The 20720-nt window shown below is 71.4% G+C and carries 22 protein-coding genes, 1 pseudogene and 1 riboswitch; of the genes and pseudogenes, 13 read left to right on the top strand and 10 right to left on the bottom strand.

Annotated features, from left to right (window positions below; all coding sequences use genetic code 11):
* Positions 1-173: 173 nt before the first annotated feature.
* A complete protein-coding gene (locus tag ACWGI8_RS06405; RefSeq protein WP_453658969.1) occupies positions 174-431 on the bottom strand; it encodes a DUF7848 domain-containing protein in 258 nt (85 codons plus the stop codon).
* Complete coding sequence (locus tag ACWGI8_RS06400; protein ID WP_453658968.1) at positions 428-844, bottom strand: hypothetical protein; 417 nt, start codon at positions 842-844, stop codon at positions 428-430. Before ACWGI8_RS06400 ends, ACWGI8_RS06405 begins: the two co-directional genes overlap by 4 nt.
* A 102-nt stretch (positions 845-946) precedes the next feature.
* Here ACWGI8_RS06400 and ACWGI8_RS06395 point away from each other — a divergent pair, with 102 nt between their 5' ends.
* Together ACWGI8_RS06395 and cyaB are read left to right on the top strand one after the other, a co-directional pair.
* Complete coding sequence (locus ACWGI8_RS06395) at positions 947-1798, top strand: helix-turn-helix domain-containing protein (protein WP_453658967.1); 852 nt, start codon at positions 947-949, stop codon at positions 1796-1798.
* Positions 1799-1821: 23 nt separating this feature from the next.
* Positions 1822-2379: a class IV adenylate cyclase gene (gene cyaB / locus ACWGI8_RS06390; protein WP_453658966.1), complete on the top strand. Its 558-nt coding sequence runs from the start codon at positions 1822-1824 to the stop codon at positions 2377-2379.
* Positions 2380-2676: 297 nt separating this feature from the next.
* On the opposite strand, the gene ACWGI8_RS06385 is transcribed toward cyaB, so the two are convergent.
* Positions 2677-3540 carry a hypothetical protein gene (locus ACWGI8_RS06385; protein ID WP_453658965.1) on the bottom strand — a complete coding sequence of 288 codons (864 nt, stop codon included), beginning with the start codon at positions 3538-3540 and terminating at the stop codon, positions 2677-2679.
* Positions 3541-3661: 121 nt separating this feature from the next.
* Between ACWGI8_RS06385 and ACWGI8_RS06380 the strand changes: the two genes are divergently transcribed.
* Together ACWGI8_RS06380 and ACWGI8_RS06375 are read left to right on the top strand one after the other, a co-directional pair.
* A complete protein-coding gene (locus ACWGI8_RS06380; protein WP_453658995.1) occupies positions 3662-3949 on the top strand; it encodes a hypothetical protein in 288 nt (95 codons plus the stop codon).
* Between the two features lie 20 nt (positions 3950-3969).
* Positions 3970-5163, top strand: a complete 1194-nt coding sequence (locus ACWGI8_RS06375) for a glutathionylspermidine synthase family protein (protein ID WP_453658964.1) — start codon at positions 3970-3972, stop codon at positions 5161-5163.
* Positions 5164-5277: 114 nt separating this feature from the next.
* Here ACWGI8_RS06375 and rocD read toward each other — a convergent pair whose 3' ends face one another.
* A complete protein-coding gene (gene rocD / locus ACWGI8_RS06370) occupies positions 5278-6486 on the bottom strand; it encodes an ornithine--oxo-acid transaminase (RefSeq protein ID WP_453658963.1) in 1209 nt (402 codons plus the stop codon).
* Between the two features lie 193 nt (positions 6487-6679).
* A riboswitch (ZMP/ZTP riboswitch) is annotated at positions 6680-6770 on the top strand.
* Positions 6771-6867: 97 nt separating this feature from the next.
* On the opposite strand from rocD, the gene ACWGI8_RS06365 reads away from it, so the two are divergent.
* Complete coding sequence (locus ACWGI8_RS06365; protein ID WP_453658962.1) at positions 6868-8142, top strand: serine hydroxymethyltransferase; 1275 nt, start codon at positions 6868-6870, stop codon at positions 8140-8142.
* 285 nt (positions 8143-8427) lie between these two features.
* Here the strand turns inward: ACWGI8_RS06365 and ACWGI8_RS06360 are convergent, their stop codons facing one another.
* The 3 genes from ACWGI8_RS06360 to ACWGI8_RS06350 form a co-directional block, all read right to left on the bottom strand.
* Positions 8428-9132, bottom strand: a complete 705-nt coding sequence (locus ACWGI8_RS06360) for a hypothetical protein (protein ID WP_453658961.1) — start codon at positions 9130-9132, stop codon at positions 8428-8430.
* A 220-nt stretch (positions 9133-9352) separates the two neighbouring features.
* Positions 9353-10219 (bottom strand): hypothetical protein, encoded by an 867-nt coding sequence (locus tag ACWGI8_RS06355; protein ID WP_453658960.1) that lies wholly within the window; start codon positions 10217-10219, stop codon positions 9353-9355.
* A complete protein-coding gene (locus ACWGI8_RS06350) occupies positions 10212-10826 on the bottom strand; it encodes an RNA polymerase sigma factor (RefSeq protein ID WP_453658959.1) in 615 nt (204 codons plus the stop codon). Before ACWGI8_RS06350 ends, ACWGI8_RS06355 begins: the two co-directional genes overlap by 8 nt.
* A 74-nt stretch (positions 10827-10900) precedes the next feature.
* Between ACWGI8_RS06350 and trpS the strand changes: the two genes are divergently transcribed.
* Both trpS and ACWGI8_RS06340 read left to right on the top strand, forming a co-directional pair.
* A complete protein-coding gene (gene trpS, locus ACWGI8_RS06345) occupies positions 10901-11914 on the top strand; it encodes a tryptophan--tRNA ligase (protein WP_453658958.1) in 1014 nt (337 codons plus the stop codon).
* 151 nt (positions 11915-12065) lie between these two features.
* Entirely contained in the window at positions 12066-12656 is a 591-nt protein-coding gene (locus ACWGI8_RS06340; RefSeq protein WP_453658957.1) for a 2'-5' RNA ligase family protein, read from the top strand.
* A gap of 89 nt (positions 12657-12745) precedes the next feature.
* Here ACWGI8_RS06340 and ACWGI8_RS06335 read toward each other — a convergent pair whose 3' ends face one another.
* Both ACWGI8_RS06335 and ACWGI8_RS06330 read right to left on the bottom strand, forming a co-directional pair.
* Positions 12746-13501: a decaprenylphospho-beta-D-erythro-pentofuranosid-2-ulose 2-reductase gene (locus ACWGI8_RS06335; protein ID WP_453658956.1), complete on the bottom strand. Its 756-nt coding sequence runs from the start codon at positions 13499-13501 to the stop codon at positions 12746-12748.
* Positions 13502-13619: 118 nt separating this feature from the next.
* A complete protein-coding gene (locus tag ACWGI8_RS06330; RefSeq protein ID WP_453658955.1) occupies positions 13620-15086 on the bottom strand; it encodes an FAD-binding protein in 1467 nt (488 codons plus the stop codon).
* Positions 15087-15402: 316 nt separating this feature from the next.
* Between ACWGI8_RS06330 and ACWGI8_RS06325 the strand changes: the two genes are divergently transcribed.
* The 4 genes from ACWGI8_RS06325 to ACWGI8_RS06310 all read left to right on the top strand — a co-directional run bounded on the left by ACWGI8_RS06325 (position 15403) and on the right by ACWGI8_RS06310 (position 18560).
* Entirely contained in the window at positions 15403-15990 is a 588-nt protein-coding gene (locus tag ACWGI8_RS06325) for a phosphatase PAP2 family protein (RefSeq protein ID WP_453658954.1), read from the top strand.
* On the top strand, positions 15983-16942 hold the full coding sequence (locus ACWGI8_RS06320) for a decaprenyl-phosphate phosphoribosyltransferase (protein ID WP_453658953.1): 960 nt from the start codon (positions 15983-15985) through the stop codon (positions 16940-16942). Before ACWGI8_RS06325 ends, ACWGI8_RS06320 begins: the two co-directional genes overlap by 8 nt.
* A 104-nt stretch (positions 16943-17046) precedes the next feature.
* Positions 17047-17565, top strand: coding sequence for a GtrA family protein (locus ACWGI8_RS06315; protein WP_453658994.1), 519 nt, complete (start codon positions 17047-17049; stop codon positions 17563-17565).
* Positions 17553-18560, top strand: a complete 1008-nt coding sequence (locus ACWGI8_RS06310; RefSeq protein ID WP_453658952.1) for a YihY/virulence factor BrkB family protein — start codon at positions 17553-17555, stop codon at positions 18558-18560. The genes ACWGI8_RS06315 and ACWGI8_RS06310 overlap by 13 nt, the downstream gene beginning before the upstream one ends.
* Here ACWGI8_RS06310 and ACWGI8_RS06305 read toward each other — a convergent pair.
* On the bottom strand, positions 18508-19764 hold the full coding sequence (locus ACWGI8_RS06305; RefSeq protein WP_453658951.1) for a D-alanyl-D-alanine carboxypeptidase family protein: 1257 nt from the start codon (positions 19762-19764) through the stop codon (positions 18508-18510). The genes ACWGI8_RS06310 and ACWGI8_RS06305 overlap by 53 nt on opposite strands.
* A gap of 160 nt (positions 19765-19924) precedes the next feature.
* On the opposite strand from ACWGI8_RS06305, the gene ACWGI8_RS06300 reads away from it, so the two are divergent.
* Complete coding sequence (locus tag ACWGI8_RS06300) at positions 19925-20206, top strand: SCO4848 family membrane protein (protein ID WP_453658950.1); 282 nt, start codon at positions 19925-19927, stop codon at positions 20204-20206.
* Positions 20207-20261: 55 nt separating this feature from the next.
* A pseudogene (locus ACWGI8_RS06295) lies at positions 20262-20720 on the top strand (metallophosphoesterase); the annotation flags it as partial.

Genomic DNA, 20720 nt, shown 5'->3' with positions numbered 1-20720 from the left:
TTACCGGGCCCGCCCGCTGGCGTTGCCGCCGTACCGACAGTGGGCGGGGGTCTATCGCCGGGGCGGGCAGGTGACGTGCTGGTGCACGGTGGCGCCGGGCCCGGAGGCTGAGTGGATGTCGTGTGACGTGTACTTCTCACCGGGTCGGATCGTCTGGTGGCACTTTCCGCAGATCACGACGAGCTCCCTTCGTAGAGGGGATTGCCCGGCGCGGGCGTGGCGCGGAGGAAGGCGGTCACGATCTCCCGAAACCCGGTGTGCCCGGTCCGGCCCGTGTGGCTGATGGCCCATGAGTCCGGTCCGAGCTGCCCTGTCCTGGCTTCGGACCGCTCCATGCAGGTGGTGCACTCCATCTCGCGGATCGGCGGCGACACACCTTCGGACCGATCAGCCCCCAGCGTCCACCCTGCCCGCTTGATGATTGTCGTCATCCGAAGTGCTCCGCTCCGATGCGGGGGCCGAACGTGGACTGGACGGCGGCGCACAGGGCCGTTTTCAAGGCCTGCGGGTCGGTAAGGCAGCGGCTGCGCGTCGGCGGTACCCGCCATTGCGGACCAGTAGTGCGCTGTGGCCCCGGGACGGCAATGTGTGTGGTCTCGCCCAGGACCCGGACGGAGGCGGCAGGATTGAACTCCCAGCCGGATGCGCCGCCGGGCTCGACAAGCCAGTAGAGCGTGTTGCCCCTGGGGTCCTCGATCACGGCGCCGGTCTGGTTGCCGAGCTGGCCCAGGACGGCGAGGGCGAGCCCGCGCGGGACGCTGACGGCATCCCACCACTCGCCGGCGGGCCGCATGGAGACGACGCGGCCGGTGGGGAGCCAGTCGTGCGCGGTTCGGTTCGTCATGCAGGCAGGATCCTGTGACGGACCGTGCGCACTCGATAACCGAGCGGTAATCTCACCATGGGATGACTTCCCATTCCACGTGTGGATACCGGGGGTTGCGGCATGCCGACGATGCTGGCAGCGATCGAGCTGCCCGAGTGGGCCTGGGAGCGCGCCGAGGTGCGGCAGGCCTTACGCGCCAGGGACATCGGCGCGGTGTTCCGGTACGCGCAGCAGTACGCCGGAGCCAGCCAGGCGAAGATCGCGGCCGCGATTGGCATGACGCAGGGCCGCGTCAACGAGATCATCAACGGCCGCCGCGAGGTGTCCCGCCTCGACGTCTACGAGCGGATCGCGGACGGGCTGAACATGCCCGACGACACGCGCCACTTGCTTGGCCTCGCAGCGAGCAGGGAGAAACGCAGCGGCGGTGCAGCCTTCGACCTGGCGGCGTTCCCGGAAGTGGTCCGGGTCTACGCCTCTCAGGCGTCCGCCCGTGAGGAGATCCAGCAGAACGCCCGCGCAGCGCAGCAGCTTGACGTCCTCGCCGTCCGCGGCCTCGGCCTCATCGGGCTGAACGACTCACTCCTGCGGGCCTGCCTGCCCCGGGAGCAGGGCGGCAACGGCCTACAGGTACGGGTCCTGCTCCTCGACCCCGGATCGCCTGCGCTCGCCCAACGAGCTGCCGAGATCGGTGAGTCGACCGAATCCCTCGCGGGTGGGGTACAGCTCGCGGAGGCCCGCCTGCGTGAACTCGCCGCAACGTGCGACGTTCAGGTGTACCGGTACGGCATGCTGCCGACCTGGCGCATCATTCGGACGGACTCCACCATGTTCGTAGGCGCTTTCGATGCGGGGTGGGAGGGGCACGAGTCGGCGACGTACAAGGTGATGGAGACGCCGCACGGCCCGTTCTACCGGGGCTTCCTGCGGATGTTTGACGCCATTCTCGACGGCGCCGAGCGGACTGTGTGAGACGAGAGATTGGGGAGCAGCCGGTGATCGAGGCTGAGCTGAAGGCCCGCGTGCACGCGCCCGAGGAGGTGCTGCGCAGGCTTGACAGGCTCGCAGTAGGGCGGGCTGAGGTGTACAAGGACACCTACTACGACGACCCTGAAGGCGGCTTGGACAAGCGCGACCAGGAGCTCCGCGTCCGTACCGTCCATGGTCCGGACGACACGCGCTCGGTACTCACGTTCAAGGACGCGAAGGTGGACGAGGCGTCCGGGTCGAAGCCCGAGCATGAGACACGCGTCGCCGACCCCGAGGCGGTTCACGCGATGCTCCGGGGTCTGGGCTACGTGCCAGTCATCGCCTTCGAGAAGCGCTGCCGCAACTACGAGTTCGAGGCCAGAGGTCGGCAGATGCTCGCCACCCTCGTCCGAGTGCCGGAGGTCGACGGGACGTTCCTCGAAGTGGAGACACTCGTAGAAGACCACGAGGTGCAGGGCGCCCTGGACGACGTGCGAGCAGTGCTCTTTGAGCTGGGCATCGGCGTGGAAAATCTGACGCGCGAGTTGTACACGGACGCTGTCAGGGCCCGCCGCGCAGCCTGACCCCGGACCCACGAAGGCGCCCCTGTATCCGCCCGGCCGAAGTGCGGCATCGTACTCGGGCGGAGTTCGTGGGGTCTACGCGGACACGAGATCCTTCTTCTGCCCGGGAACGCCTCCCCGATGGAGGCCGTGCGCTGCTCGGGGGAGTTTGTCCGGCGATTGAGGACGGACACCCGGGCCGCCCGGGCGGTACCGGGTACGGCCCGGGGGCTGGGGGCAGGCCCCCAGTTTCGGGAAGGGGCGGGGCGGGGGGCTGCGTCGACGTGCGGCTCCGCCGCGTGGCCCGCCGCAGGCGCCCTACCCCCGCACGGGCGCCGAAGGGCCTGGGTCCTGCCCCGGGACCGCCGGAAGCTCCCCGAAGCGCGCCAGCGCCAGCGCGCCGGCCACCGAGATCGCGAAGCCGGCGACGGCGAGCCAGGCGAGGCCCTCCCGGGTGCGGTCACCGAGCCAGATGACGCCGACCGCCGAGGGGACGAGGGTCTCCGTCAGGACCAGACCCGCCGTCGCCGTGGTCACCGAGCCGCGCGCGAAGGCCGAGGTGAGCAGCAGGAACGCCGCCGCCCCGCCGAGCAGCAGCGCGTACAGCGCTGGGTTCGTGAAGTCCACCGAGTCCAGTAGCCGCACCGCCACCTCGGGCACCCCGAAGCCGATGCCCGCGCCCAGGCCCAGCACCAGCGCCCGGGAGCGGCCCGGCAGCCGGCCCGCGGCCGCGCCGATCAGCAGGACCGCGACAGCCGTGCCGAGCAGCACCCACTTCAGCTCGGGCGGCGCGGGCGTCTCGCCCTCCGGACCCGAGGCGAGCCCCAGCATCGCGAGGCCCGCGCAGACCACGCCGACCGCGGTCCACTCGACCCGGCTGAGCCGCACCGACAGCACCCGCGTCGAGGCCACCGCCGTCACCGCCAGGCTCGCGGCGAGCGCCGCGCTCACCGCGTAGATCGGGATCAGCCGCAGCGCCACGATCTGCAGCGCGAACCCCAACCCGTCCAGTGCGAGTCCGACGAGATACCGCCACTGCCGCACCGCGCGCAGGAACAGCGCGGGGTCCACCCCGGACGCCGAGGCCGGATCGACGACGCTACGGGCGGCGACCGCCTGGAGGACGGTGGCCAGGCCGTAGCAGACGGCGGAGGCAATCGCACAGAGCATCCCAAAGAACACAAAACGACTCTAGTTGGGGAGGGTTCGTGGACCGGGCTTACAGCGGGGCGGCGCGGCCATCTAGTGTGTGCGGCGATTCGTTGACTGGATTGATGTGTACGAGGACGGGGAGGCCGGAGGGATGGCGCGGCGCAGGCTGAGGTCGGGCACAGTGGTGCTCGGCGGTATGGGGGTGCTCGCGGCGACGCTCACGTCCTGCGGCTCGGAGCCGGACGAGAGGTGTATCGACCCCGTGACGTACGAGGTCCTGCCCGACTACAAGTGCGAGGACGACGACGGGGACGGGCACACCTCCGGCCGTTACTACTACGGCGGCAGCGTCCGCAGCGGCAAGGTCACGGGCGGCAGCTACGACAAGTCGGCCGTGGACAGCGGCGGTTTCGGCGGATCCAGCAGCGGCGGCGGCTGAGCCGGGACACGTACGTACCGATGAAGCGTCACACCATAGAACCCCGCCCCGGCTGGCAGGAAACCGTCGAGGAGCAGGGGCTCATCTATCCGCTCACCCGCTACCCGGACGGTTCGCTGCGGCCGTACTGGGACGAGAGCGCGTACTACGAGTTCTCGCTGCCCGAGGTCGAGGCGCTGGAGGAGGTCGTCGAGGAGCTGCACGCCATGTGCCTGGCCGCGGCCGCGCACATCGTGGAGAACGACCGCTTCGCGGACCTCGGCATCAGCGACCGGCGGCTGGCCCGGCGGGTCGCCGAGTCCTGGCGGCGCCGTGCCGAACTTCCCTCCATCTACGGGCGGTTCGACCTGCGCTACGACGGCACGGGACCGGCCAAGATGCTGGAGTACAACGCCGACACCCCCACCTCGCTCGTGGAGGCGGCCAGCCCCCAGTGGTTCTGGATGGAGGAACGCTTCCCCGGCGCCGACCAGTGGAACTCTCTGCACGAGCGGCTCGTCGACGCCTGGAAACGGCAGGCGCCGCTGCTGCCACCCGGCCCGGTGCACTTCGTGCACTCCGACGGGGACGAGCTCGGCGAGGACCTGATGACGGTCGCGTATCTGCGCGAAACCGCTCAGCAGGCCGGGCTCGCCACCGAGGCTCTGTCGGTCGAACGGATCGGCTGGGACCGGCTCTCGGGACGGTTCGTGGACGACCGGCTGCGCTTCATCCGCAGCTGCTTCAAGCTCTACCCGTGGGAGTGGCTGACCACGGACCGCTTCGGCCCGCACGTCCTCGACACCCTGGACAACGGCGGCGGCACCGGCACCACCTGCTGGATCGAGCCCGCCTGGAAGATGCTCCTGTCCAACAAGGCGCTGCTCGCGGTGTTGTGGGAGCTCTACCCGGGGCACCCGAATCTGCTGCCCGCCTATCTCGACGGTCCGCGCGAACTCGCCGCCACCGGCGGCTACGTCGCCAAGCCGCTGCTGGGCCGCGAAGGCGCGGGCGTCACCATCCATGAGCCGGGCACTGGTTCTGCCGCGGGCCATGCCGTACGGGAAGAGGCCTGCTGCTACCAGGAGTTGGCGCCGCTGCCCGACTTCGACGGCAACCGGGTCGTCCTCGGCGCATGGGTCGTCGAGGACGAGGCCGCCGGGCTCGGGATCCGGGAGTCGTCCGGACTGATCACCGACGAGTACGCACGCTTCCTGCCGCATGTGATCCTCTAGGGCCCGGACAGGGCACAGGCGGTCCCAGCACCTCCCGGGACGCCTGGAGGTCCCATGGGCCTCCAGGCGGTGCGCCGGGCCCCGCGGGCGAGTGACCCGGCGCACCGCCCCGGGTCATTCGCCCGCCAGCACCGCCCGAAGCTGGTCCAGGCCCCAGTCCAGGTCCTCCTTGCTGATCACCAGCGGCGGGGCGATCCGGATCGTCGAACCGTGCGTGTCCTTGACCAGGACACCGCGGTCCATGAGCTTCTCGGAGATCTCCCGGCCGGTGCCGTGCGAAGGGGCGATGTCGATCCCGGCCCAGAGGCCGCGCCCGCGCACGGCCTGCACCGCGCCGCCGCCCACCATCAGTCCCAGCTCGTGGTGCAGATGCTCGCCCAGCTCGGTGGCGCGCTGCTGGAACTCGCCGGTGCGCAGCATCGCGATGACCTCCAGCGCCACCGCACAGGCCAGCGGATTGCCGCCGAACGTCGAGCCGTGCTCCCCCGGCTGATAGACGCCGAGCACCTCGGTGGAGGACACGACCGCCGACACCGGCACGACACCGCCGCCCAGCGCCTTGCCCAGGATGTACATGTCCGGGACGACACCCTCGTGCTCGCAGGCGAAGGTGCGGCCGGTGCGGCCCAGGCCGGACTGGATCTCGTCCGCGATGAACAGCACATTCCGCTCGCGGGTCAGCTCACGGACGCCGGCGAGATAGCCCGCCGGCGGCACCAGCACGCCTGCCTCGCCCTGGATCGGCTCCAGCAGCACCGCCACCGTGTTCGCGCTGACCGCGGCGTGCAGGGCGGTGAGATCGCCGTACGGGACGATCTCGAAGCCCGGCGTGTACGGACCGAAGTCGGCCCGTGCCTCGGGGTCGGTGGAGAAGCTGACGATCGTCGTCGTCCGGCCGTGGAAGTTGTTCGCCGCGACAACGATCTTCGCCTGACCGGGCGGGACGCCCTTGACCTTGTAGCCCCACTTGCGGGCGGTTTTCACAGCGGTCTCCACCGCCTCCGCCCCGGTGTTCATCGGCAGCACCATCTCCATGCCGCACAGCTCCGCGAGCTGCGTACAGAAGTCGGCGAACCGGTCGTGGTGGAACGCGCGCGAGGTCAGCGTCACCCGCTCCAGCTGGGCCTTCGCGGCATCGATCAGCCGCCGGTTGCCATGGCCGAAGTTGAGCGCCGAGTACCCGGCGAGCATGTCGAGGAAGCGGCGCCCCTCGACATCGGTCATCCACGCACCGTCCGCCGAGGCGACGACGACGGGCAGCGGGTGGTAGTTGTGGGCGCTGTGCGCCTCCGCGGAGGCGATCGCTCTCTCCGTTGCAGACACGGGGTCTCCGTTCGTCCTGCGGCATGGGTCGCTGGGTCGGACCAGGGCCTGGGGTGGTGCCCCTTTCTATCGTCGCTCGGTCACCCGGTGAAGAAACATTGAGCTTCTGTCGCGGCTCGCCGGAGACCTTCCCGTTTCCCTGCGGTTTCTGAACCCGTGACCGGGCTCGCGGGCCGCCGCGAGTAGGGTGGGCGGTACGCACGGCGACTGGCGTACGCGGAACGAACCGCGGGGAAGCCGTGTGCGGCAGAACCTACGAGGTGCCGCCCGCCTGGGCACCCCGGGAACCGAATTCCCGCGTGGGTGCCGCCCGCCCCCTGCCTCCGGCCGGGGAAGCCCCAGCTGCACCCGGGACACCGACCGCCTGCCCCGGAGGACGCCATGACTCTTCCCGTTCAGCACAACCATCCCGCGCTCACCGCCGCCGACCCCGAACTGGCCGCGCTCGTCGGTGCCGAGGAGCGGCTGCAGGCCGACACCCTGCGGCTCATCCCCAGCGAGAACTACGTCTCGCACGCCGTGCTCGAAGCCTCCGGAACCGTCCTCCAGAACAAGTACAGCGAGGGCTACCCCGGCCGCCGTTACTACGAGGGCCAGCAGAACATCGACCAGGTCGAGCTGCTCGCCATCGCCCGGGCCAAGGCCCTCTTCGGCGTCGACCACGCCAATGTCCAGCCCTACTCCGGCTCCCCGGCCAACCTCGCCGTGTATCTCGCCTTCGCCGAGCCCGGCGACACCGTGATGGGCATGGCCCTGCCGATGGGCGGCCACCTCACTCACGGCTGGGGTGTGTCCGCCACCGGCAAGTGGTTCCGCGGCGTCCAGTACGGCGTGCGCCAGGACACCGGCCTCATCGATTTCGACGAGGTACGCGAACTGGCCCTCAAGGAGCGGCCGAAGATCATCTTCTGTGGGGGCACCGCGCTGCCCCGCACCATCGACTTCGCGGCCTTCGCCGAGATCGCCCGCGAGTCCGGCGCCGTGCTCGTCGCCGATGTCGCGCACATCGCCGGCCTGATCGCGGGCGGCGCCCACCCCTCGCCGGTCCCGCACGCCGACGTGATCTCCACGACCACCCACAAGACGCTGCGCGGGCCGCGCGGCGCCATGCTGATGTGCCGCGAGGAACACGCCAAGGCCATCGACAAGGCAGTCTTCCCCGGCCTCCAGGGCGGCCCGCACAACCAGACCACCGCCGCCATCGCGGTCGCCCTGCACGAGGCGGCCCAGCCCTCCTTCCGTGACTACGCGCACGCGGTCGTCGCCAACGCCAAGGCCCTCGCCGAGGAGCTGCTCGCCCGCGGATTCGACCTGGTCTCCGGCGGCACCGACAACCATCTGATTCTGATGGACCTCACCCCCAAGGACGTCCCGGGCAAGGTCGCTGCGAAGGCCCTGGACCGGGCCGGGATCGTGGTCAACTACAACACCGTGCCCTACGACCCCCGGAAGCCCTTCGACCCCTCCGGCATCCGCATCGGCACCCCCTCCCTCACCTCTCGCGGACTCACCTCCGAGCACATGCCGACGGTCGCCGACTGGATCGACCGTGGCGTCACCGCCGCCCGCACGGGCGACGAGGACGCACTGGCCGCCATCCGGACCGAGGTCGCGGACCTGATGTCCGCCTTCCCCGCCCCCGGCCTGCCGGCCTGACCCGGGGGCGCCCAGCCCCGTCCGGCGGCCCCGGTCCCTGCCGATCCCCGGGCGCGGGCGCCATACCCTCGTGCGCCCTGCGGGCGGGCTCCGGAGAGGGCCGGTACCTGGCTGCTCCTCCGGCAGCCGGGCCCAAGTGTCCGTCCTCAATCGCCGGGCGGGCTGAAAACAGCCCCTTCGGCGATTGAGCTGAGGGTCCCCCTTCGCCCGCGAGCGTAGGGGGAGTGGCCCGGGGCGGCGCCCCGGGCCACCAGAGTCACCGCCTGAGCGCGCGCGGCCACGGCACTAGAGGTCCAGGAGCTGCTGGCGGGGCCCGGAGTCCCGCTCTGTGTCACGTCCGCCGAGCAGCGGGCGCGGCAGGCGGGCCGCGAGCGGCTGCAGTGCCAGCCCCAGCGCCGCACCGGCGACGAAGCCCGGTATCGCCCACCACCAGTCGGTGGGGCCACCGGCGGGCGCGGCCGCCTGGCCAGGCTGCTCCGCTGCCGCCCCGCCGGTCTCCCAGGACGACTGCGGGGGGATGCCCGGTACACCCTCGGCGCTCTTCTTCCCCATCACTCTGAGCCGCTTGAGCAGGGCCGTCAGCTCGGCCGGCTTGGCCGCCTTGTGCCACAGGCCGTCGTGCGACTCCGGAACATTGGACGTCGTGTGGATCCAGACCGCGCCCCCGTCGTCCGACGGATAGACGCGGTCCACCCGCCATGGAGTGACGTCGTGGAGCATCCACGTCACATTGATCTGGCGTATTCCGGTCATCGCGTCCAGGGTCGGCGGCCGGTTCGTCTCGCCCGAGGAGCCGGAGCCCAGCAGCGCGGACAGCTGGTCGTACTCCGCGTTCGAGTAGGAGAGCCCCGCCGTCTCCCCGCTCTCCGGGGAGGAGATCAGCACACTCGTCGGCCCCCCGGCCAGCGCCCCCGGTGCGAGGAACAGGGCCGCGGCCAGGCTCATGGCGAGCAGCGTCACCAGCGCGGCGAGTCGTCGTAGCAGTCGCATGCTTCCCCCTGCCGACGCCATGACCGGTCCGGACCGTCCGCACCGCGTCGGCGTCACTTCTGGTACACCGCCCGAGCCCTCCGGGTTCCCACTCCACGGCGACCAGTTTCCGGCGGCTTTCCGTCCGCTTCCGGTCCGCTTTCCGTCCGCTCTCCGGCGGCTTTCCGGCCGCGTACGGCCGCCGGTCACCGAGACCGGTCGGGGAGATCCCTGCCGGTCCTCACGGCGTGGACTCGGCGATCTCCCGGCCACGGGCGAAGCCCGCCACGCCCTCCAGCCGCAGCGTCGTCCGCTCGTCGGCGGACATCCACAGCAGCGTCGGCCCCGCCGTACGCCGCGACTCGGTCCACTGCTGCCCGGTCTCGTCGGTCAGCGGGAACCGCAGCACATGCGGTTCGGCGAACCACACCCCGAACCGCCCGCCGGACAGCTCCACCCCCTCCGGATGGACCCGGACCTGCTTGGTGAAACCGAGGTCCAGACGTGCCGGGAACTCATCGAGCCGGACCGTCCCCGACGGCTCGTACCAGCAGAGGCTGATCGCCCTCAGGCCGCCGGGCACCACGCTCACCGACACCGCGTCCGGCTCGCCCAGTGCCGCCGGCACCCGTGCCGCGAAGCCGGCCTGCCGCGCGGCCTCGGCCGGGGCGACCGGGGCGGGGCACGGCGGCACCTTCGCGCCCGGCGAGGGTGTGGCCGACGGGTCGTAGCGCACCTCGATGCCGCCGAATCCGAACCAGTCCGCGACGGCGGCCCGCACCGGGGGAGTGAGCGCCAGCACCACCAGCGCGCCCGACAGCACGACGGTCAGCGCACGTCGGCGGCGCCGTATCCACGAGAGCCACGAGTTCCTCGGGAGCCACGACTTTCCCGGGAGCCACGAGTTCCTCGAACCCGCTCGCCCATGGACCGGCTCCGGCACGGGCACCGGCACCGACTCCGCCACTATCCGGGCCAGCACGCGCTCGGCCATCGACTCCCCGTCGACGTCCGGGACCGGCAGGCGCCGGCCCAGCTCCCGCAGCTCGTCCCGGAGCCCGTTCCGCAGCTCGTCCCGAAGTCCGTCCGGCAGCTCCCGCTCATCCATGACCGTCACCCCCTTCGGGGCCGTCCGGCAGCAGCCGCTCCAGCTTCCGCAGCGCGCGGTTCAACCGGGACTTGACCGTGCCGCGCGGCCAGCCCAGCGCCTGAGCCGTCTCCGTCTCGTCCAGCTCCAGCAGATAGCGGTGGATCACGACCTGCCGCTGCTCCTCACTCAGCGCGTCCAGGGCGGTGAGCAGCAGCCCGCGGCGCTCCTCCGCCACCGCCGCGGCCTCCGGATCCGCCGTGTCCGGTATCAGAGGCTCGGCGGGACCCAGCAGCATCGCCTCGCGCCCCGCGAGCTCCCGCATCCGCACCGCCGACCGCACTGTGTTCCTCGTCTCATTGACGACGATCCGCAGCAGCCACGGCCGGAACGCCGAACCCTCCCGGAACCGGCCCAGTGACTGATACGCCTTGAAAAAGGCGGACTGCACCACGTCCTCCGCGTCGGCGCCGGCACCGCAGGCCACAGCGGCGCGCAGCGCCACCTGCGTATACGCGCGCACCAGCTCCGCGTACGCCTCGGGCTCCCCGGAACGCACGCGCGCGATCACCGCTGCCTCGTCGACGACGGTCAGAGTGCGGCCCCCCTCCAGGGTCCCCTCCCGCATTCCCACACTCTTGATACACCGCACACCGGCGATCGGTTCCCGTCCGGTCGGCGGTACCTGAGAGAATGCTGGACATGGCCTCTGACAGTCCTCGTGTGCTCTCCGGAATCCAGCCCACCGCAGGCTCGTTCCACCTCGGCAACTACCTCGGAGCGGTCCGCCAGTGGGTCGCGCTCCAGGAGACCCACGACGCCTTCTACATGGTCGTGGACCTTCACGCGATCACCGTTCCGCAGGACCCGGCCGAACTGCGTGCCAACACCCGGCTCGCCGCCGCCCAGCTGCTCGCCGCGGGCCTCGACCCCGAGCGCTGCACCCTGTTCGTCCAGAGCCATGTCCCCGAGCACGCCCAGCTCGGCTGGGTCATGAACTGTCTCACCGGCTTCGGCGAGGCGTCCCGGATGACCCAGTTCAAGGACAAGTCAGCGAAGCAGGGCGCGGAGCGGGCCACCGTCGGCCTCTTCACGTACCCGATCCTCCAGGTCGCCGACATCCTGCTGTACCAGGCCGACCAGGTCCCGGTCGGCGAGGACCAGCGCCAGCACATCGAGCTCACCCGCGACCTCGCGGAGCGCTTCAACGGCCGCTTCGGCGAGACGTTCACGCTCCCGGCGCCGTACATCCTCAAGGAGACGGCGAAGATCTACGACCTGCAGGACCCGGGCATCAAGATGAGCAAGTCGGCGTCCACCCCCAAGGGCCTGATCAATCTGCTCGACGAGCCGAAGACGACCGCGAAGAAGGTCAAGAGCGCGGTCACCGACACGGACACGGTCATCCGCTTCGACCCGGCCGACAAGCCCGGTGTCAGCAACCTGCTGACCATCTACTCCACCCTCACCGGTACGGGAATTCCGGATCTGGAGCAGAAGTACGAGGGCAAGGGCTACGGTGCGCTGAAGACCGACCTTGCCGAGGTGATGGTGGAGTTCGTCACTCCGTTCCGGGCCCGTACCCAGGAATACTTGGACGACACGGAGACCCTGGACTCCATCCTGGCCAAGGGTGCGGAGAAGGCCCGCGCGGTCGCCGCCGAGACCCTCGCCCAGACCTACGACCGGGTGGGCTTCCTGCCTGCCAAGCACTGAGGCCGCCGAGTCCAAGGACCCTGGCGGGCACCGAGTCCAAGGACCCTGGCGGGACCACTGCCGCAGCCGTCACACTGGCGGCTGCACAGACCATCGAAACCCTCGAAAACGTCTAAAACATCGAAATCCGGACACCCGATAGGAGAACGACGTGGGGACCGTAACGCTCGGCGTTTCGATCGCGGTCCCGGAGCCCTACGGCAGCCTGCTCCAGGAGCAGCGCGCGGGCTTCGGGGATCCCGCCGCGCACGGCATCCCCACGCACGTCACCCTCCTCCCGCCCACCGAGGCCGACGCCTCCGCCCTGCCGGCGGTCGAGGCGCACCTCGTGCGGGTCGCGGCGACGGTCCGGCCGTTCCCGATGCGGCTGTCCGGCACAGGCACGTTCCGCCCGCTCTCGCCGGTCGTCTTCGTCAAGGTCGTCGAGGGTGCTTCCGCCTGCACGCAGCTCCAGCAGCGCGTGCGGGACGCGTCGGGGCCGCTCGTGCGGGAGCTGCAGTTCCCGTACCACCCGCATGTGACGGTCGCGCACGCCATCGCCGAAGAGGGGATGGACCGGGCGTACGAGGAGCTGGCCGGGTACGAGGCGCGGTGGACCTGCACGTCCTTCGCGCTGTACGAGCAGGGCGCGGACGGCGTGTGGCGCAAGCTCCAGGAGTACGCGTTCGGGGGCGGCCAGAGCCTGCCCAACGTTCCGGCGCAGAGCGCCCCGGTGGACGAACCGGCCGCGACTCCACGGTGACGCCGGCGCCTCCCGCACCGGGAGGCGCCTGCCCGGCCCACGAGGCGTCGTCCCGCACCGGGAGGGCCCGTCACACCAGAGACGCCCTCTCACACCGGGAGGCGGCGGAACAGCGGCCGCGGCACATGCCGCAGCGCCGACATCACCACCCGCAGCGCCCCCGGCACCCACACCGTCTCCGAGCGCCGCCGCAGGCCCCGCTCGATCGCTTCGGCGACCGCCTCGGGCGTCGTGGCCAGCGGCGCCTCCGCCAGCCCTGCCGTCATCTTCGACCGTACGAACCCGGGCCTGACCACCATGACGTGCACGCCCGTGCCGTGCAGGGCGTCGCCCAGGCCCTGGGCGAACGCGTCGAGGCCGGCCTTCGACGACCCGTAGATGAAGTTGGCGCGCCGGGCCCGCTCACCCGCGACCGACGACAGCACGACGAGCGAGCCATGGCCCTGGGCTTGCAGGGCGCCCGCGCAGACCAGCCCGGAGGAGACGGCTCCGGTGTAGTTGGTCTGGGCGACCCGGACCGCCGAGAGCGGCCGGGCCTCGTCGTGCGCCTGGTCGCCGAGGACGCCGAAGGCGAGCAGCACCATGTCGATGTCGCCCTCCGTGAAGATCTTGCCGAGGGTCTCCTCGTGCTCGGTGGGGTCGAGCGCGTCGAAGGGGACCGTACGTACGTCCGCGCCCAGTTCCCGGAGACTGCCGGCGGCCGCGTCCAGGGCGGGGGAGGGGCGGGCGGCCAGCCAGACCTTGCGGGTACGGCGGGCCACCAGCCGGCGCGCGGTGGCCAGGCCGATCTCCGACGTACCGCCGAGGACGAGCAGGGACTGGGGGGTGCCGAAGGCGTCCTTCACGGTGCGCGCTCCTTCATCTCAGAGGTCGTGGCCGGCCCGTCCCGGAGGTCATGGCCGGCCCGGCGGTCACAGGCGACTGCGGGGTCACAACGAGGGTCACCGGGCGTCACAGCGGGCGTCACAGCGAGAGTCGGCGGGACAGGTCCGACATGAACACTCCGCGCGGGTCCAGTTCGGCGCGCAGCGCCCGGAAGCGGTCGAGCCCGGGGTACATCGCGGCCAGCAGCTCCGGCCGCAGCCGCGCGTCCTTGGCCAGGTAGACCCGTCCGCCGGCCCCCGCCACGTCCTCGTCCAGCTGGTCCAGGAAGGCGCCGAGCCCCGGCAGCCGGGCCGGGATGTCCAGGGCCAGCGTCCAGCCGGCCATGGGGAACGACAGCCAGCCCGGGACGCCCTCGCCGAACCGCTTCAGCACGGCGAGGAACGCCGGGCAGCGGTGGCTCGCGATGCGCCGCACGATCCGGCGCAGCGCCTCCTCCTGGCCGTACCCGAGCACGAACTGGTACTGGACGAAGCCACTGCGCCCGTAGATCCGGTTCCAGTGCGGGACCCCGTCGAGCGGATGGAAGAACGCGGAGATCTTCTGCAGCTCGCCCCTGCGTGCGCGCGGCGCCCTGCGGTACCAGAGCTCGTTGAAGAGGGCCACGGACGTGTGGCCGAGCAGCCCTTCCGGTACGAAGCGGGGGGCGGCGGGGAAGCGGCCCGGGCGGAACTCCAGAGGCCGGCGCAGCGCGCGCGGCGGGAGCGCGTCGAGGGGCGCGTGCTCCCCGCGGGTGAGCACCGAGCGGCCCGTCGCCGCGCCGCGTGCGAGGAGGTCGATCCACGCGACCGAGTAGCGGTAGCGGTGGTCGCCGGTGGTGAGCCGGGCCATCAAGTCGTCCAGGTCGGCGGCCCGTTCGGTGTCGACGGACATCAGTGACGTCTCGACGCGGTGGAGTTGCAGCGTGGCGGAGAGGATCACTCCGGTGAGGCCCATGCCGCCCGCCGTCGCGTCGAAGAGGTCGGTGCCGGGGATCACCGTACGCAGCTCACCGTCGGCCGTGAGCAGCTCCAGGGAGAGGACATGGCGGGAGAACGAGCCCGAGACATGGTGGTTCTTGCCGTGGATGTCGGCGCCGATGGCGCCGCCGACCGTCACGTAGCGGGTCCCGGGCGTGACCGGCACGAACCAGCCGAGGGGCAGCAGCACCTCCATCAGCCGGTGCAGGCTGACTCCCGCGTCGCACACCACGACGCCCCGCTCGGCGTCGATGGTGCGGATCCGGTCGAGGCCGGTCATGTCGAGGACCGCGCCGCCCGCGTTCTGCGCCGCGTCGCCGTACGCCCGGCCGAGGCCGCGCGCGATGGAGCCGCGCGCCCCGCAGCCGCGTACCGCCGCCGCGGCCTCCTCGTACGTACGGGGGCGGACGAGCAGCGCGGTCGTGGGGGCGGTGCGGCCCCAGCCGGTCACCGCGACCGGCAAGCCGTCGTCCCCGGCGGGCTGCTCGGGAACGAGGGACGAGGGCCCGGCCTCCACCGGGTACGAGGGTGCGCCGGGCACGTCCGGCGCGTGGACGGAGCCGGGGACGGCGGAGGAGTCGGCAGACATGCGCGCGACGCTATCGCCCTTTATGAGAGGTTCGCTCCTAATGTTCGTGGACTCGCCGAACGGGTGATTAAACGGGTGTCATTAAAGATGACCACAAATGTCGACCTTGTGTTGAGAAGAGTCGCTCCTGGTCCATGGAAAGGGGTGGCAGATGCGAAAGGTCGACAGGGCAGACAGCTCGGACAGCTCGGACAGCCCGGATGGTTCGGACAGGGCGTTCCGGTCCGGCTGGTCGGGCCGGTCTGGATGGTCGTCATGCTCAGGCGTCGATCGCCGGCTGCTGGCCGCGATGCGGGACTGCGGAAGGGAACCGCGGGTGGCCGCGGCGGCCCGCGCGCTGTCGCACAGCGGCGAGCACGGCGCGCTGTGGATCGCCGCGGGCCTCCTGTGCGCGGCGGCCGACCCGGAGCGGCGCAGCGGCTGGCTGCGCGGCACCGCGCTGATCGGTGCGGCCCATCTCGCGAGCATGGGCCTCAAACAGGTGGTGCGCCGGCCCCGCCCCGAACCGCCGGTGTACGAACCGCTCGTACGCACCGCGAGCCGGCACTCCTTCCCCAGCTCGCACGCCACCTCCGCGGCCGCCGCCGCCGTCGCCTTCGGAGCACTGAGCCCGGCCGGTCGCCGGCTGGTGCCGCCGCTGGCCGCCGCGATGTGCGTGTCCCGGCTGGTCGTCGGCGTCCACTACCCGACCGACGTGGCCGCGGGCGCCCTCCTCGGGGGCCTCACGGCAGGGCTGGGCGTCGCGTGGCTGGGGGCCGGGCAGAACGCCGGCCCCGCGCTGCTCCGGGCCCCGGGCCGAGCCCCGGTCAGGCACATGGTCCGGTACCCGGTCCGGAGCCAGGGCCGCGCGACGAGCAGCGCCGCCTCGGGGCTGCGCCCCGGTGCCGGGGGCACCCATGTCTGAGCGCAGCACCGCACTGCTGGACCAGCCGGGGCGCCGGCCCGAGGGGCCCACGCCCGTCAGGATCAGGCCGTTGAGTCTGCCCCTCGGGCTGATCAGGACCGTACGGCCACGCCAGTGGATCAAGAATGTGCTGGTCGCGGCGGCCCCGGCGGCGGCCGGAGAGCTGTTCTCCCGGCATACAGCCTTTCAACTGGCAGTCGTCTTCACTCTGTTCACGGCCGCCGCCTCGGCCGTGTACCTGATCAACGACGCTCTCGACGCCGAGGCCGACCGGGCCCACCCGGTGAAGTGCGCGCGCCCGGTGGCCGCCGGGCAGGTGCCCGTCCCGGTCGCCTACGCGGCCGGGACGATTCTAGGGGCCGCCGCGATCGCCGCCGCGGTGGTCCTGTGCAACGCGATGACCGCCGCGCTGCTGACCGGGTACGTCGTGATGCAGCTCGCCTACTGCGTCCGCCTCAAGCATGTCCTCGTCGTCGATCTGGCGATCGTCACCACCGGATTCCTGATGCGCGCGATGATCGGCGGTGTGGCGCTGTCCATCCCGCTGTCCCGCTGGTTCCTGATCACCGCCGGCTTCGGCGCGCTCTTCATGGTGGCCGCCAAGCGGTACTCGGAAGCCGTGGAGATGGCGGGCTCGGACGGCGCGACCCGGGCGCTGCTCACCTCGTACACCACCGGATATCTCCGCTTCGTCTGGCAGTTGGCGGCCGGGGTCGCGGTCCTCGGCTACTGCCTGTGGGCGCTGGAGAGCGGCGGCACCGCCAATGGGTCGCTGCTGCCCTGGCGTCAGCTCTCGATGGTCGCGTTCATCCTCGCGGTGCTGCGGTACGCGGTCTTCGCCGATCGTGGCGCCGCCGGAGCCCCCGAGGACGTGGTCCTCCGCGACCGCCCGCTCGCCGTCATCGGACTCGTGTGGCTGGGGATCTACGCCATGGCGGTCGCGGACCTGTGAGCGGACCCATGAGCGGACCCATGAGCGGACCCATGAGCGGACCCGTGAGCGGGTCGGTGAGCGGACCTGTCAGCGGGTCGGTGAGCGGACCGGTGAGCGCGCCCATGAGCGGACCGGCGCGCGGGCCTCTGGTCGCGCGGGCGACGGAACTGCTGTCGTTCGCCCTGGTCGGACTCTGTGCGTACGCCGCCGACCTCGCCCTCTTCCTCGCGCTGCGCGGCCCGGCCGGCTGGGAACCACTCCCCGCGAAAGCCCTCTCCTTCGTCGCCGGGTGCACCGTCGCGTATCTCGGCAACGCCCTCGGGACGTACGGCGGACGACACCGCGGACGTCAAGTCGGACATCAAGGACGTCAAGTCGGACGTCGTCACGCCCCACGCCGCGTCGCTTGGCGGGAGTACGCCGTCTTCTTCGGCGTCAACGCGGCCGGCGCCCTCGTGCAGTTGCTCTGCCTCGCCGCCTCCCACTACGGACTCGGGTTCACCTCGCCCCGCGCGGACACCGTCTCCGGGTTCGGTGTCGGTATGGCCCTCGCCACCTGCCTGCGCTTCTGGGGGACGAGAACCCTCGTATTCGGATCAGGCTTTCCGCGGGAGGGCAGACGTACGCCATGGACTGGCTGACCCGACTCCCTGTCATCGGCCCGCTCGTGCAGCGGCTGATGCGGACCCACGCCTGGCGCTCGTACGAAACGCTCGAGGAGGCACGCTGGACCCGGCTCGCGGCCGCGATCACCTTCATCAGCTTTCTCGCACTCTTCCCGCTGATCACGGTCGCCGCGGCGATCGGTGCCGCGCTGCTCAGCAAGGACCGGCTCAAGGAGATCGAGGACAGGCTCGCCGAACAGGTGCCCGGCATCTCGGAACAGCTCAACCTCGGCGCACTCGTGGACAACGCGGGCACGGTCGGCCTGATCGCCGGTGCGCTGCTGCTGCTCGCCGGGATCGGCTGGATCGGCTCGATGCGGGAGTGCCTGCGCGTCGTCTGGGGCCTCGACGACAAGGACGAGGGCAACCTCTTCGTACGCAAGGGCAAGGACGCGGTCGTCCTGCTCGGGCTGGGCGCGGTCGGCCTGGCTTCGTTCGCCGCCTCGGCCCTCGGCTCGAGCGCCGTGGGCTGGAGCGCGGACCGGCTCGGCATCGACCGCGACGGGGCGGGCGGCGTCCTGCTCCAGATCGCCGCCCTCGCCGTCGCGGCCCTCGCCGACTTCCTGATGCTTCTGTACGTCCTGACGCTGCTGCCCGGCGTGCATCCGCCGCGCGGCCGGCTGATCGTCGCGGCGCTGCTCGGAGCAGTCGGCTTCGAGCTGCTGAAGCTGCTGCTCAGCGGCTATATCTCGGGAGTTGCGGCGAACTCGATGTACGGCGCGTTCGGCGTACCGGTCGCGCTGCTGCTGTGGATCAACTTCACCGCGAAGCTGCTCCTGTACTGCGCGGCGTGGACGGCGACGGACCGGAGCCCCGCCCCCGACGAGGCCGCCGGCGGCGGGGAGGCCCCCCAGACAGGGCCGACAGGGCAGCCAGAGCAGGCCAGGGCAAGCAGGGCAGGCCAGGGCAGGACAGGGCCTAGCGGCGCGGAAGGCGACGGACCAGATCCGGCAGCGGCCAGCGCCGGTTGACCAGGAACGCGGCCCCGGCGAGCAGCACGAGCACACCGCCGGTCACGGCGATCGCGACACCGACGCCGCTCGAACCACGGTCCGCCGTGGCGGAGGCCTTGGCCGGTCCCGGCCGGTTCTTCTTCCCTTCCTCGCCGGTCGTCCCCGGCGAGGAGTCGTTGGGCGGGCCCGAACGCGCGGACTTCGGCGGGACCAGCTCGCCGACCGGCTCCACCTTCCCGGCCGCCGAGAAACCCCAGTCGAAGAGGCGTGCGGTTTCCTTGTAGACCGCCTGGGGCTCCTTCGACGACGGGTTCATGACGGTGACGAGCAGCACCTTGCCGTCCCGCTCCGCGACACCGGTGAAGGTCGCGCCCGCGTGCGTGGTGTTGCCGTTCTTGACGCCCGCGATGCCCTCGTACGGGGTGATGCCCGACTCGCCGGTGAGGAGCCGGTTGGTGTTCTGGATCTCGAAGGTCTCGCGCTTCTTGCCCGGCTTCATCTCGCCGGGGAATTTGGCACGGACGGTCGAGCAGTACTCCCGGAAGTCCTCCTTCTGCAGCCCGCTGCGGGCGAACAGAGTCAGGTCGTACGCGCTCGACACCTGGCCCGACTCGTCGTAACCGTCCGGCGTGACGACATGCGTGTCGAGGGCCTGGAGCTCGTCCGCGTGCTCCTGCATGTCCTCGACGGTCTTGTCGACACCGCCGTTCATCTCCGCCAGCACATGGACGGCGTCGTTCCCCGAACGGAGGAACACCCCGAGCCACAGATCGTGGACGGAGTACGTGTGGTGCTCCTTGACCCCGACGAGGCTGCTGCCCTCGCCGACACCGGCCAGGTCGCGGTTCGAGACCGTGTACTCCTGATTCTTGGGCAGCTTGGGCAGCACGGTGTCCGCGAAGAGCATCTTCAGAGTGGAGGCGGGAGGCAGCTGCCAGTGCGCGTTGTGAGCGGCGAGCACCTCACCGCTCTCCGCGTCCGCGACGATCCAGGACCGGCCCGTCACGTCCTTCGGAAGGACGGGGGCGCCGGGCGCGAGATTGACCTGGGTGCCCGGCTTGCCGAGCTGAGTGCCGCCGACCGTGGACATGACCGCCGGTGGTTTCGGGGCCTTGTCGTCCTGCTTGTCGGCCTTGGCGGCCGCGGTCGCGGGCACGGCGGTGAGTGCGGGCAACAACGTGGCGGCGGCGACCGTCAATGCGGTCTTCTTCAAAGCAGACACGGACGAGAACGTACATGGAGTTGACGCGGATGCTGACACCGGCGGGGTGACCCGCCGCGAGTGCCGCCGGGACAGCCCATCGCGGGACCCGGCCGGCCCCTGGGGCGCGGCCGGCTGACCCCGCCACACCCGCGCGGAGGACGACGGTGATACTGGGTCCATGAAGCTCAGCCGCCCCGTCTCCTGGTTCCTGCTCGCGTTCGGGGTGTGGACCTGGTTCATCTGGATCACTTTCGTCAAGAACCTGTGGAAGGACAGCAGCGGGCTCGCTTTCGACGACGCGGGGGAACCCACGGCGTACTTCTGGGTCCATCTGCTGCTCGCCATCACGTCCTTTCTCCTGGGGACGGTGGTCGGAGTGATCGGGTTGCGTGGCGTACGCGCATTGCGGCGCGAACGCGACGCGGACGCTGACGCGGACTCGAACGCGGACAAGCGATAGGCGACAAGCAACAAGCGTGAGGGGAACGGCTGCCGTGCTGATCGTCCTGCTGGTGATGGTCGCGGTGCTCGCACTGCTGGGCGGCGTCCACTGGTACGTCTGGCGGCGTCTCGTCCGCGACACGACGGCGAGCGGCGGCGCCGCCCGCCGCGCGGGCACGGTGGCGGTGACCGTGCTGCCCCTGCTCTCCGTCGGCGCCCTCACCTCCGGCCGCGCCGGCGCCCCCTTCTGGCTCCAGCAGACCCTGGCCTGGCCGGGCTACCTCTGGCTCGCCACCCTCCTCTACCTGACGCTCGCCCTCCTCGTGGGCGAGGTGGCCCGCCCCCTCCTGCGCCGGGCCCTCAGCCGCCGGACCGACGCCCGCTCGGCGCGCGGCGGGGCAGCGGGTTCGCCGGGCGCCGTCACGGCGGGTGCCGCCGGGAACACCGGCGCGGTGAGCGTGCCGCGCGGCGCAGCCGCGGCGGTCGACGGCGGCGGGGACGCGGACCCGGATGCCTCGCGCGGTGCCGTGGGC

The organism is Streptomyces sp. NPDC054841, from assembly GCF_053611045.1.
The sequence above is the reverse complement of the archived record's forward strand: the minus strand, read 5'-3'. Positions and strand labels throughout refer to the sequence as shown.